Annotated in this window: 14 protein-coding genes; 6 read left to right on the top strand and 8 right to left on the bottom strand. The window is 68.5% G+C overall.

Translation table 11 applies throughout. The features are described from left to right. On the top strand, positions 1-288 hold a 288-nt coding region (locus tag B082_RS36465; RefSeq protein ID WP_018554287.1), incomplete at its 5' end, for a transposase. A 313-nt stretch (positions 289-601) separates the two neighbouring features. On the opposite strand, the gene B082_RS0123685 is transcribed toward B082_RS36465, so the two are convergent. Next, the gene (locus B082_RS0123685; protein ID WP_234018214.1) at positions 602-1072 is read right to left on the bottom strand and encodes a hypothetical protein; all 471 of its coding nucleotides are present in this window, start codon (positions 1070-1072) and stop codon (positions 602-604) included. 359 nt (positions 1073-1431) lie between these two features. Between B082_RS0123685 and B082_RS0123675 the strand changes: the two genes are divergently transcribed. Beyond that, the gene (locus B082_RS0123675; protein ID WP_158688895.1) at positions 1432-2019 is read left to right on the top strand and encodes a hypothetical protein; all 588 of its coding nucleotides are present in this window, start codon (positions 1432-1434) and stop codon (positions 2017-2019) included. A 106-nt stretch (positions 2020-2125) separates the two neighbouring features. On the opposite strand, the gene B082_RS0123670 is transcribed toward B082_RS0123675, so the two are convergent. From B082_RS0123670 to B082_RS0123660, 3 genes are all read right to left on the bottom strand, one after another. Next, positions 2126-4591, bottom strand: a complete 2466-nt coding sequence (locus B082_RS0123670) for a site-specific integrase (RefSeq protein ID WP_018554283.1) — start codon at positions 4589-4591, stop codon at positions 2126-2128. Continuing rightward, a complete protein-coding gene (locus B082_RS0123665) occupies positions 4588-5877 on the bottom strand; it encodes a tyrosine-type recombinase/integrase (RefSeq protein WP_026250124.1) in 1290 nt (429 codons plus the stop codon). Before B082_RS0123665 ends, B082_RS0123670 begins: the two co-directional genes overlap by 4 nt. A gap of 231 nt (positions 5878-6108) precedes the next feature. Further along, positions 6109-7083, bottom strand: a complete 975-nt coding sequence (locus B082_RS0123660; protein WP_003952307.1) for a site-specific integrase — start codon at positions 7081-7083, stop codon at positions 6109-6111. Positions 7084-7549: 466 nt separating this feature from the next. On the opposite strand from B082_RS0123660, the gene B082_RS0123655 reads away from it, so the two are divergent. Both B082_RS0123655 and B082_RS0123650 read left to right on the top strand, forming a co-directional pair. After that, entirely contained in the window at positions 7550-7753 is a 204-nt protein-coding gene (locus tag B082_RS0123655) for a hypothetical protein (RefSeq protein ID WP_026250123.1), read from the top strand. Next, on the top strand, positions 7750-7983 hold the full coding sequence (locus tag B082_RS0123650; protein ID WP_026250122.1) for a hypothetical protein: 234 nt from the start codon (positions 7750-7752) through the stop codon (positions 7981-7983). Before B082_RS0123655 ends, B082_RS0123650 begins: the two co-directional genes overlap by 4 nt. A 59-nt stretch (positions 7984-8042) precedes the next feature. Here B082_RS0123650 and B082_RS0123645 read toward each other — a convergent pair whose 3' ends face one another. Together B082_RS0123645 and B082_RS0123640 are read right to left on the bottom strand one after the other, a co-directional pair. Then, positions 8043-8801, bottom strand: a complete 759-nt coding sequence (locus B082_RS0123645; protein WP_018554279.1) for an HNH endonuclease family protein — start codon at positions 8799-8801, stop codon at positions 8043-8045. Between the two features lie 133 nt (positions 8802-8934). Beyond that, positions 8935-9801 (bottom strand): SCO6745 family protein, encoded by an 867-nt coding sequence (locus B082_RS0123640; protein ID WP_026250121.1) that lies wholly within the window; start codon positions 9799-9801, stop codon positions 8935-8937. A gap of 112 nt (positions 9802-9913) precedes the next feature. Here B082_RS0123640 and B082_RS0123635 point away from each other — a divergent pair, with 112 nt between their 5' ends. Then, on the top strand, positions 9914-10477 hold the full coding sequence (locus tag B082_RS0123635; protein WP_026250120.1) for a TetR/AcrR family transcriptional regulator: 564 nt from the start codon (positions 9914-9916) through the stop codon (positions 10475-10477). 26 nt (positions 10478-10503) lie between these two features. Here B082_RS0123635 and B082_RS0123630 read toward each other — a convergent pair whose 3' ends face one another. Continuing rightward, positions 10504-11289, bottom strand: coding sequence for a GntR family transcriptional regulator (locus B082_RS0123630; protein ID WP_018554276.1), 786 nt, complete (start codon positions 11287-11289; stop codon positions 10504-10506). Continuing rightward, on the bottom strand, positions 11286-11828 hold the full coding sequence (locus B082_RS0123625; RefSeq protein WP_018554275.1) for a GntR family transcriptional regulator: 543 nt from the start codon (positions 11826-11828) through the stop codon (positions 11286-11288). The genes B082_RS0123630 and B082_RS0123625 overlap by 4 nt, the downstream gene beginning before the upstream one ends. 174 nt (positions 11829-12002) lie before the next feature. Here B082_RS0123625 and B082_RS0123620 point away from each other — a divergent pair, with 174 nt between their 5' ends. Then, complete coding sequence (locus B082_RS0123620) at positions 12003-12407, top strand: ATP-binding protein (RefSeq protein WP_018554274.1); 405 nt, start codon at positions 12003-12005, stop codon at positions 12405-12407. Positions 12408-12410 lie beyond the last annotated feature (3 nt).

The raw sequence follows: 12410 nt of genomic DNA, 5'->3' as shown, positions 1-12410 counted from the left end.
ATCGTCGACCGACATTCGGCACACCGCTCGAAGACCGTCCGGGCCTGGCTCGCCGACCACAAGGACCAGGTCGAGCTGCACTTCCTGCCCTCGTACTCACCCGAGCTGAACCCGGACGAGCTGGCCAACGCCGACCTCAAACGCAGCCTGCCCCACACCCACCGGGCCAGGAACCAGACCGAACTCGCCACCGAGACCCGCCGGTTCTTCCACCGCCGCCAACGCCAACCGCACATCGTGCGCGGATACTTCGGCGGCCGGCACGTCCGCTACATCATCGACGAGTGAACCCCATGAGTTTCTGATCAATAGGGTCCGTGGGTACCTCACGCAGGTCAGACGCCTTACCAGCAATGCAGGCATGTAAGGCACGTGCAGGAAGTGGTTCGGTCCAACCGCTTCCTGCACGCTCGTTCGGTGCGCGGATGCGCGTCCACGAAGCGTTTCGGCCGAAACGCTTTTCTCATCCCCAACGCACCCGGCGCCACCCACTCAGCTCCCTGGATCGGACTGTTGGCAGGGAGCCCCTGACTCCGCAGACGACGACGCCCGGCCCCGAGAGTTCGGGGCCGGGCGTCGTCGTCTGCGGGGTCGCCGAGGGCTAGCTTTCCGGGGCCTCGCCGCCGTAGTTGAAGACGACGGTGCCCGACACGTTCGCGATGTTGTGGCCGGACCCCGAATGCGTCTGCTCGGCCTGCTGTGACAGGGCGCGGGTCAGGTCTTGCACCTCGGGGATCGCCTCGGGGTAGCGGGCAAGGAACTCCGCGAGGTGCCGGGTGAGCGCAGCCTCGGTGTCGTTCGGCCATGACGCCATGGCCATGTCGAGGCTCATGTCGACGGCGCCCATGGCCTCGGCTTCCTCCATGCTGCGCAGCCGTTCGAGGTGTCCGTCGAGCAGGTCGAGCGCCTCGGCCTGCTCCTCGGGAGTTCCTCGGGAAAACGCCCGGCCCCACTTGGCCTTTGCGGCCGCCCAGGTGCCCCCGACGCCCAGGGTCAGGACCCCCGATGCAAGGCCGTTCGCGATGTCCATGAAAGCGCTCAAATGCTCCTCCTGGTCGGTGAGATGTCGCACGCTTCCATCATGCCGGACCGGGGTGCCGGCGGTGGGGTGTACGGCTCGATCTGCTTCCGGCCCGGCTTGGCCAGTCGCACGTTGCCGCGCCTTTGAGGCCAGAGGCCGACGGCAGGGACTTCTTTTCGGTCGGAAAGAAGTCGGAGGCCCAACGTCCCCAACGCGCCAGAAGAACCGTCTGATACCTGTGAGGAACGTGCGGGAAAGCGCTACGTGCCTCACATGCCTTCTCCGAACTAAGAAGTCGATCTTCCGGTTGTCGGCGACTCGACTCGGACGCTGTGCCCCCGATAGGCCGAGGGGGGTCCGGTACCCACGTACACCAGTGCAGCCCTGCCAAGTCTGCTTAAATCACTCGCATGACCCCAACTCTCGCCGTCGCGACAGATGTTGCGGTGGCCTCCGGTCCTTTCTGGTCCTCCGGGACGTTCTGGGCAGCTGCTGGCGTCGTCGTCGGTGCCGGCGTCGGAGCCGCTGGGGTGTATGCCACGCGCCGCGCTGCCTTTCCCAAGCGCCGCTTGGTGTACTCCTTCAGCTCCGACTCCCTGGTCCAGCGTCATCAGCGCAACGTCTCTGCCAACGTGCTGCACATCCGCCTTGGAGAGCGTGAGCTGCACAATCCGCGCCTGGTGAGCCTGCGCCTGGAGAACACCGGCCGCCGCGACATCTCCAGCGCCCAGTTCGACCAGGGCGATCCCTTGCGTATCGTCCTTGGCCTTCCAATTGTGGAGCTGGTCTCGATGGCGGCTGAGCCGCCAGGCGCCTTGGGCCTGATCCCCAGCGGCTGGGACGACCACGGAATGAGCATCCGCCCCGGCCGCCTGGGGGTAGGAGAGGCAATCACGTACACACTCCTGGTCGATGGAGACCCCAGCTTCTACCGGCTTACGCACACGCTGATCGACGTGAAGGTGAGAGAAAAGTTCGCTCCCAAGACCGACGGCTGAGCTCCCAGGACGCCATTGGGTGACTTCCGTAGGTGCCTGGCGACCCCTCATATGCCCTTTCTGATCTACCGTCAGAGAGGCCGTTTAGCGTCCGACTGCGGCGTGCTTAGTCCGTCTTGTTTAGGTTCTGGGCTTCCCGGACTGCTAGTTGCTTGATCGTCGGCATTCCGACGAATACCGGCGAGCTCTTCTGCCTCTCGGTGGCGTCAATCTGGCTGATCTTGTCGTGGGTTGCGGTGAGGCTGACGGTCAGTTGCTCGACGTCGCCCAGCCATCCTTCTCGTTCGGCTTCGGTGATCCTGGCGTGGAGGTTCTCGCGGATCTCCTCCAGACGGGGCCGTTCGTCCGGCCCCACGATCAGTACCGGGCATCGCACACAGGCGTGCTCGTGGACACAGCTACTTCCGTATGCTCGGCCGCACTGTCCCAGGGCCAGCTTGCGCCGCTCGAAGTGCCCGAGGAACTCCTGCCACTCCTCGTCGGTCACCGCCCGGTATTCCCCGGCGGGTCGTAGACCGCGGCGCCGGGCGATGAAGGCTCGGTGAGCCTCGATGGCATCTTCCGGGTAGATCGCGGCATACCCCATCGTGGTTCCAATGTGGTCGTGACCAGCAATAACCTGGGCGATGTGCGGCGGCAAGCCGTTGAGGATGGCGTCGGTGATGAAGATCCTGCGGAAGTCGTGCGGCTGGAAGGTCAACGGCTGTCCGTGGGCGTCGGTGATGCCGGTATCCACCAGCAGCGTGTTGAGTGACTGGCGGATCGTGGTGACGGAGATCGTCCTGTTCTCCCCGCCTACGGGCCACTGGTAGAGCAGCGGCATGGGTGGGTTCCAGACTTTCTCGTGCAGGTCATAGGACGGGATGCTCGGCACCCTGCCGTCATGCCCGCGAACACGGCTGATCACGGCGCTGAGAACGTCGGCGAGCTCAGGGCTGACCAGCAGGAGGCGCTCTTGGTCCGTCTTGGACGGCGCGATCTGCAGGAGCGGGATCACCTCTCCGGTGGTCGGCAGCTTGTAGCTGATGATGCTGTGGTGGCCGAGTTCCCTGAGCTCTTCGATGCGCATCCCGGTGTGCCGGAGGATTTCCACGGTCGCCCAGCCGTAGAAGGCCAGCTTCTCCTCCGTTCGGAAGTCGCGCCTCGCTCCTGTGGCGTCAACGACCGTTGAAGGTTTGCCGCCGGCTCGCTCGGTAGACCGGGGCAGGGTGAAGCCCTCGCCGAGCACCGTGATGGTGGATCCCAGGTCAGCTGCCTCCAATGCCTCCAGCCGCTCCTTGGCCTCGTTCAGCCGGCGGGCAGCTGCCTGTACCAGCGCGGGCAGGACCGGCAGCCTCTCTCGGGTGCGGGCATCAGATCTGGTGCGGACCTCCCGCTCGACGTTCTTGGCAGAGCAGTCGGCTTCTGTCACCGGGGCCGGAGCGGCCCACGGTCCCCAGCGCTCGGGCTCGTCCAGAGCCCACTCGGCGATGTCCAGGTAGAAGCCCCGCACCGCCGTCCTGATACTCAAGGCTGCGATGCGCGGCTCTGTTGTCGTGGCGACCGTGCCGTTCGGCATGCGGTACTTGACCGTCTTGACCGCGATCCGGGCCTTCCACGCGTCGCGCACCTCCGGGGCCAGGTGAAGGCTGTCGATCCCGGGGTGGTGCCGTTCCAGATCGGCCCAGAAGTAGCCGACCAGATTGCTCGACAGCTGCACCAACGTGACGTAGTCGATGGAGGGCTGTCGCTCGGTCAGGTAGCTGACGAGCAGGTCGTGGATCGGCTTGCACTTCACGTCGAAACGGTCGACGAGCTGGGCCGGGCTCACCTGTCCCGCACGTATCTCGATGCTCCGCAGGGTCTTGGGTGCGTCAGGGGGAAACTGGCCGCGGCTCTGAAGCAGGGCGTAGGCGAGTCGCGTGTGGCTCGTGGAGGTCCCCGTGGCCGCCAACAGCAGTTCGAGGACATCGCCGACCACGATGTCGTCGATGCCGCCGCCCTTCGCCGCGAGGATGCGGGCCACGGCCTTGAGCGCCTTCGATGTGCGCCGCGGGTCCGGCTGTCCGGGCATGCGTGCATCACGAAGTTCAGCAAATCCCCTGGGATCGCGGGCGGCTTCAATGGCTTCGCGCAGGTGAGGGGACAGGCTGCTGGCGAGCCACGGCATGCTGGGACGGATGACATCAGCGCAGACCAAGGCCAGCAGCCCGGACCCGAGCCCCGCCTTCTGCGGCCTCCTGCCGTGAACGATCCCCCAGGCAAGCGGGGCTTCGGTCCAGCCGACCGAGGTGGCGGAGCCCGGGCTGGCGTTCCAGCGTTGCTGCCAGGTCTTCCCCTCGAAGGTCTCCAGCCATCGCAGCAGCAGGCGCGCACCGACCATCCGCATCTGGTGGGTGGAGTCCTTGCCGTTCTTGAACGGCGGCCGCTCCAACCTGTGGAGAACCTCCTCGCGGGAGATCCGGGTAGTGGGCCAGTCGGTTCCCGGGCTACGTGGCAGAAACCTCTGCAGCTGGGCATCGATCTCGCTGCCGGCCAGGCTCTTCGCGGTCAGGGCCGACGGGGTGACGAGCGGGACGGTGGTAGTTGTCACTCAGGGCTCCCGCCGAAGAGGACGTCGAGGGAGTCCCGGTTGTAGGCCGGCGCGGGCGGGGCCGGAGGCGGGTTGTTACGCTTGTGCTCCTGGCGGGCGTGGTGCGCGAGCCCTGCTGAGATCACGTCGTCCCTGGTGGGCCGGTTGTAGATGTCCAGGGTGGACAGATGCTTATGGCCGAGGATGTGCTGAACGTAAACCGGCGGCATGTTCGGATCGTCGAGCATCAAGAACGTCGCAGTGTGCCGCAGGTCGTGAAGAGTCCAGTTGGCGCCCAGGAGCTCGTTGGCGCGGTTGAACATCATGCGCGCCGCGTCGTACCCCAACGGCCGCCAGGGGCGGCGCAGAGTCCACCACAGCGGCTGCGCGCGGCGGCGGGGGACGCCCTTGTTCCAGGATTCTTCCTGGTAGAGCCGCAGCCAGACGAATGCGTCGGGGGTGGCGGGCAGTTCCTGGTAGGCGCGCGTGCCCTTGCGGATCACGCCGATGGTCTGCTGGCCGACGACCGCATCGCCCTGCTTGGCCGTGAGCAGTTCCTCGGCGCGGGCGCCGGTGGCGACCCAGAAGGCCAGGAGGGCACGGTCACGGTGCGAGCGGAGACCCGCGAAGACCTCGGTGTACTTCTCGTCGGGGATGCGGCGCGGGATCCGCTTGGGGACCTTGGGCCGGTAGAGGCCGGTGCGCTGCTTGTTGTGTTCCTTCTCTGGGTTGTGGTGGGCGTTGGCTCGCGCCGAGCGCCGGCTGCGGACCAGGGGGAAGGGATTGACCAGCAGCGATCCGGTGTTGCGCTCCAGGTGGAAGTCGTAGAAGGTCCGCAGCACCGTCTCGCAATGCGCCCGGGTAGTGGGCGCGTACTTCTTGCCGACGGTGGGCTTGCCCGTCACTGGGTTCGGAGATCCCGGCGCCGGACTGTCATGCCGGGCCGGAGATATCTCAGCAGGGTCCTTGCCGCGGTGACGCCAGTGGACACGTACCGGCTTGTCCGCCAGCTTCATCCACAGCATGAAGTCCCGGGCATCCTCTCGAACCGCGCGGTCCCACTCGATGCCGAAAGCCCACAGGTAGCGCCACCAGCGCAGCAGATCCATCCCGTACGAGCGTGGCGTCAACGGCGAACTGTCCGCTGCCATCAGGTCTCTGAGGTACGTGGCGACAGGCTCGATCGGCCGTCCGAACGAGTCCAGCACCTGATACGGCTCCCAGGGGGCTCCCGTCTCCAGTAACTGGCCTAACTCAGGCAGCACAAAGTTCTTCAGATCCCTGCCGGGACGCTGTTCACCGGACATGCCGGGAAGCTAGCAGAAACCCAACTGACCTGCGAAAACACGTGAGTTAATTCGGTCAACGTGCCTGACGCGTTCTCGGCACCCTAGATAATCGAGGCTGTGATGCCCCGACGCTCGGACCAGCGCCGTGACCTGGGACTTTCCGCGTTCAGGATCTGCTGATTGCCCCTCTGGCCCGTATCTCGGCGGTACCCGGTTCTCGCCCGGACAGCCGGACGCGGGGCCGTCCGGTCAGCGGCGTGCGTCGCCGGGGGCGAGGAGGCTGGTCAGCTCGGAGATCGCTTCGTGGGAGGGCTTGAAGTAGCGGCGGACGTTCTCCGGCTTCTTGTGCCGGGACTTCGCCATCAGCATCAGCAGGGAGGCGCCCTGTACGCCGAGTTCGGTCAGCCCCGAGTGGCGGTACTCGTGCAGGTCCCAGCCGGTCCCCGGTCCGTGCACGGCGGTGTGCTCGTCAAGGAGGGCGCGGGCCTGGCCGTAGGAGAGGCGGGCCAGGCCGGTGTCCGGGCACACGTCGCGCGGTGCGAGGACCTTCCCCGGGCCGGGGCGGCGGTGGGTGACGAACACCGGGCCCCGGGTGCGGCCCTTGAGCAGCCGGGGCAGGAGCCGGGCGGTGCCGGCGTCCCAGTAGATGGTCTCCAGCACGAAGTCCTCCCGTGCCTGCCCGCGCCGGCGGGCCTTGCTCCGGGCGCCCTTGGCCTTGACCGGGCAGCGGCGGGCGGCGAGGTCCAGGTCCTCGATGTTCACGCCGAGGATCTCCTCCGCGCGGGCGCAGGTCTCGTAGAGCATCCGCCACAGCGTCTTCTCCCGCAGGTGGATCTCACGGCGGGCGATGAGCCGGTCCACGGCCATCTTCGAGCGGGCCGGGGTCTCGGAGTCCGGCACGGCCAGCCGCTTCGTCCAGGCCGGGACCGCCGGACTGTCGTAGCCGTACTCCGCGCACCAGCCCAGCCAGGACAGCACCGCCGCCCGGCGGGCGTTCCAGGTGTTGACCGCCGCCGTGCCCCACAGCAGTTCCAGGGCCTCGCCGATCTCGTCGTCCGCGACCGACCCGAGCGGGCGGGCCTCCCCGATCCGCTCGGCGGTCTTGCCGACCCCGACACCGTAGCTGCGGACGGTGTTCGGGTTGCGGAGCGAGTCGAGGAAGGCGTCGGCCGCCGCCCGGACGGTCAACGCCTTCCCGGCCGGCAGTCGCACGACGGTGGGCACCGCTTCCCCCTTGCCACGGATAACAGGGCCGCTTCACGTACGGCCCGGAGAACGTCACCGCAGGTGACGAACCAAGCTCCCGCAGATAATAGGGCGTTATCCGTGGAACAACTTCACACCCGCCCCGCGACCAACACCCCGCCGACCGCCCACCAGGGACGACGGACGCTTAGCGCCGGTTTCCGTTCCGATGTTCCTCGACCCCCATGACCTCACCGGTGCCCTCGTCCGTGTGCGGGGCGGGTCAGCCATCGACCTTGCTGTCTGTGCCGGTGAAGCGAAGCTGACGGGCCATGACGCTCTCCGTTCCAGGGGATGTGATCCAACAGCATGGCCGGGTCCTTGCTTCGGCACCACGGGGTCAGGACGGGCCGAGGAGAAAAGGCCGGCAATGTTCATGAGCCGCCGAGCAAGTTCGAGAAATCAGCGTACCGTCCACCAACCCGCCCGTTCTGGCCTCCCGTTCATGGCGATCAAGGAACAAGAAGGCATCGACCCCTTCGTGGCGATGAAGACCCTCGGAGCGGCGCTGGCCGAGGCGGGGATCACCCTGCCCTCGCTCGGGGTCGATACAGCGTCCCCCGCGCTGGGGCTCGTGGAGCTGGGTCGGGTGCGCGCGGACGTGGCCGTCCTGCTGGCCGACGCACTCCGAAGCGGGGGTCGAGGGTGACCGGACACGAGCAGCCACCGACGACCCTCAGCCACGGCAGCCTGCCCTACCCACGCGGAACCCTCGTGGTGGACACGATCTCGGCGCGCACAGGGCTACTGATGGGCGTCCTCGAAAAACGCCTCAAACAGAACGGCAAGTTGATCAGGAGCCAAGCGTTCATGGTGCCGCCGGGCGGAGGCACCGAGTGGGACGTGCCGCTGGAGCGCATTACGCGGCTGACCGAGTAGTCCACTCGGTTCAGCAGCGCGAGGGTCAGCTCACCCAAGACATTCAGGCTCCAACCCACTCAGCCGCCGCACTGCCGCAGCATCATCTCCTTGTCCGCGCTCGTCACCGGCAGTTCGTACTTCAGCGAGACCTGGGCGAAGCGCAGCGCGTACGCGCACCGCACCGGCTTGTACGGCGGGAGCCAGGTCGCGGGGCCCGAGTCGCGCTTGGCGTTGTTGGCCGGGCCGTCCACCGGGATGAGGTTGAGGGGGTCGTTGGCGATCTGCTGCCGCTTGGCCTCGTTCCAGTGGGCGGCGCCCATCTGCCAGTCGTACGACAGCGGCATGACGTGGTCGATCTGCACCTTGGTGGCTTCCTGCTTGCGCCACTCGATGGTCTTGCCGGTGTACGGGTCCTTGAGGGTCATGGAGACGACCACGCAGTCCGAGCCGGAGCGGAGTTCGATGTCCTTGCCGTCGCGGGCGAGCAGGTCGTTGCGGGTGTCGCAGCCGTTGCGGGACAGGGGTATGCCGTCCACCGAGTCCTTCCACGCGTACCCGAACTTGTCGCGCTTGTAACCCGTCTTGGGGCCCCGGCCCTTGGTCGCGACCTTCTCGATGATCTTGCGGGCCGCCGCCCGGTCCGCGTCCGAGGTGAGGGGCGCGAGGCCCGGTTTCGTACCGTCGGCGTTCGTCAGCGGGCTGGCGCCGAAACCGGTGACGGACTGACCGCCGCCGTCGGCGGCGCCGCCGGAGCGGTCGGCGCCCGAAGTGACCTGCTCGGGGTCACAACCGCTCAGGGCCAGCGTGGCCGTCACGGCCAGGGCGGGCACCATCATCCGAGACACGCGCAGGGATATCACTCGTAAGCCGTCCTGACGGGGAGAAAGCCGAACCGACCCGGGAATCCTACGGATGTCTTCCCCGTCCGGGGCGGTTCCAGGCCGCCGACCGCCTCCTGTGCGGCCCGGATCACACCTTTCCGATGCCGAGCGTCGTCTCCGAGGGCAGCAGCCCGGATCCGATCGCCGCCACCCACAGCGGCCCGAGCAGCGCGACGAGCCGCTCCCGCTCCGCCTCCCCGAGCACCCGCCACGGGTCGGCCGCCGCCTCATCGGTGCGGCGCTCGACCTCGGCCCGCAGGGCGCGGCCGGCCTCGGTCGCCGTACCGTCCCCCGCCACCAGCCCCCGCTTCTCCAGCCGCTGGAGCGCGTCCCGCCACTCCTCCTCGCTCCATCCCCGGCTGGCGAACACCTCGGGGCGGGCGGCGCCGATCGCCGCGAAGGACACCAGTGACTCGACCGGGTCGAGCCCGGCGTGCACGAGCGCGGCAAGGTGACCGTCGCCCCGGTGTTCGCGCAGGACGGTCGCCGCGTGCCAGAGGGCGAGGTGGGGTTCGTCCGGCCACGGGAGCGCGGCGTTGGCCGCGGCGAGCGGCCGGTCCGCCGTGTCGGCGGCCTCCGCGACCCGCCGCAGCAGCGCGGCGGCCTCGGCGGTACCAGGCGCGGCGGCCTCCTCGCCCAGCAGCGTGCGGTACGCGCGGTCGACGGCACGCCCGCGGGCGGCGAGCACCGTCCCCGGCGAGGCCACGGACCAGATTCCCGGGACGTGGCCGCCCACCATGCGCGGGCTGAAGCTGAAGAAGGTCTCCCCGACCCGCCCCGCGCCGGCCTCCCCGAGCGGCGCCGCCCGCCAGGCGAAATAGCTCGGCCAGCGCTCGTCGACGGCGTACCCGAGGGCCGCGGCCTCCTCGAAGGCCTCCGGGGCGTAGTAGAGAACAGCGTGCAGGGGCTCCAGCAGGTGCCACATCTGCCGTACGCGACCCAACTCCTCGGACATGGCTCCGCCTTCCGCGACGCATGGAACATCTAGTCACTGCCAAGATTGAGTCTCCAGAGTGCGCCCCCGCGGCAAACTTGTCAATGACTAGATGGCGCGTACCCTGCTGTTCATGACCAGCGACCGCGCCTACCACCACGGCGACCTGCGGCGGGCCGTCCTCACCGCCGCCCTCGACGTCATCCGCACCGAGGGTCCCGCCGCGCTGAGCCTGCGCGACCTGGCCCGCCGGGCCGGCGTCTCGCACGCCGCTCCCGCCCACCACTTCAAGGACCGCACGGGCCTGCTCACCGCCATCGCCGCCGAGGGCTACGACCTCTTCGCCGACGCCCTGGCCGCCGCCCCCGACCTGCGCGAACGAGGCGTGCGCTACGTACGCTTCGCCGCCGAGCACCCGGCCCACTTCCAGGTGATGTTCCAGCCGGACCTCTGCCGCGACGACGACCCGGACCTCCTGGCCGCGAAAGCCCGCGCCACGGCCGAACTCCGCGCGGGCGTCGCCACCCTGGCCCCCACCGACACCCCCCGCCTGACCGGCGTGGCCGCCTGGTCCCTCGCCCACGGCTTCGCCACCCTGCTCCTCAGCGGCAACCTGGACGCCGCGGTGGGCGACCGCGACCCGGAGGAGGTGTTCCGGTCACTGACGGGGCTGCTGTTCACACCGGACGGGGGGTAGGGCCGGGGCGCCCCGGGCACGTGGGCCTACTCGGCCGTGAACTCGTACCGCACCTCGTACAGATGCCCCGCCTTCACCATGACGGTTGCCTCGATGGGCAGCTCGTCGTCGCTGTAGACGACGCGCAGTGTACGCAGCACCGGCAGCCCTCCGGGCAGGCGCAGCGCCTGGTACTGATCCTGAGTGGGGACTCGGGCGGACACCCGGTCAACGCTGAGCCGGGGTGGATACCCCAGCTCCGCGAGCAGGGTCGGAGTACCGCCCGGGATCCTGCGGCGTACGGCCATCGCCGTACCGCTGACGATGGCCAACGGGTAGTACGAAGCCACGAGTTCGGCGGGCTCGTCGTCGATCACGAGCAGTTGGCGCCGCAGGAGCGCGAGCCCGCCCGCCGGGAGCCGCAGTGCCTCCACGACATCTGCGGGTGGCCGGGTCTCGGCCACTTCGAGCAGTGTGCTGCGGGTGCGGGAGGCGTCCTTGGCCGTTTCGGCCAGCCAGCGGTACGGTTCCCCCGCGCCCACCTGAGCCATGAACGACGCCGGGCGGACGGTGCGCTGGCGATGCTCGCGGACGGTCACCGAGGCCCCCGCCCTGCCGATCACCAGCTCCTCGTCCTTGAGTAGCCGCACCGCCTTCTGGATCGTTGCGTTCGAGGCATCGAACCTTTCCTTGAGGTGAGCGGTGGAGGGCAGGTTCGTACCGGGCGCGAGGTCTCCGCCCATGATCTGGTCCCTGAGATCCGCCGCGATCCGCTCGTGCAGCGAACGGCGGTCGACGGCGGCGGCTTCGGGTCTGGTCACGGTCACGGTCATCCGATCCTGATCTCGTAGCGCAGTTTCTGACGCCGTGGGGGCATGGCCATGACGTCGACCTGAATGGGCCGGTCCGCTCCGTCCAGGGTGAGGCGCGTCAGTTGCAGCACGGGGTCCCCCTCCACCATCCCCAGCCGCTCACACTCGGCCCCGGTCGCCCGCCGTGCGGTCACCTCTTCGCGTACGCGCACGCCGACATGCCCCAGCTCCGCCAAGAGTCTGACCGCTCCACCAGGGATCTTGGCCGTGTCGGCGAGCCTGGTGCCACCCGCGATGCCCAGCGGGTAGTACGTGTCCGTCAACTCACACGGTTCGCCGTCGAGGTACATGATCCTGCGCCGGACGACAACGCTCCCCCCGGCCGCCACTCCGAGCAGTTCCGCGACCGCTTCCGGGGCCTCCACCTCACCCGCCCGGACGATGGACTGGCTCCCCCGGCGTCCTCCGGCGGCGGCCTCAGCCGCCCAGGTGTCCCCCGGAGCACCGGAGGGCGCGGCGAGGTAGGGCGTCGACGTACTGACCCATTCGTTACCACCCATGCCCTTCTCCTCCGCAGCCCGCACCGACACGACACGACACGACACCCAGCGTGCCTCATGTCCCGGCAGGAGGCCCAGCCGCACCCCTCTGACATCCTGCCACCTTGCTACCTTTCGCGAATAGCAGCACGTTCGTCGCCACGCCACAACCCGCAAGCAAGGCGGTGAACCACCGTGTCCCTGGTGCAGCAACGACGCTTCACCCGCAGGCGCACTTCTGTCGGTGCCTCACGCGACTTCGTCTCCAGCGTCCTCACCGAGTGGCGGCTCCACACCTTGATCGAGGACATAAGGCTGTGCGTGTCGGAACTCGCCACCAACGCATTGCCGCACGGCGTGCCGCCCGGTCGGGAGTTCAGCGTCGGTCTCTACCGCGCCGAGGACCTGGTGCGGCTGGAGGTCCGCGACAGCGGGCCGGGTCAGCCACACGTCCAGCAGGCCGCTGACGACGCCTGCTCCGGACGCGGACTGCACCTCGCGCGGGAACTCGCCGACGACTTCGGCGTAGACGACCATGTCGTCGGTAAGACCGTGTGGCTGATCTTCAAGACCTCGCCCACCACCGCGCCACTTCCCTGACGC

The organism is Streptomyces sp. ATexAB-D23 (genome assembly GCF_000373645.1).
Taxonomy (GTDB): domain Bacteria; phylum Actinomycetota; class Actinomycetes; order Streptomycetales; family Streptomycetaceae; genus Streptomyces; species Streptomyces castrisilvae.
Note: the sequence above shows the minus strand (reverse complement) of the source record. Positions and strands in the feature narration are given on the sequence as shown.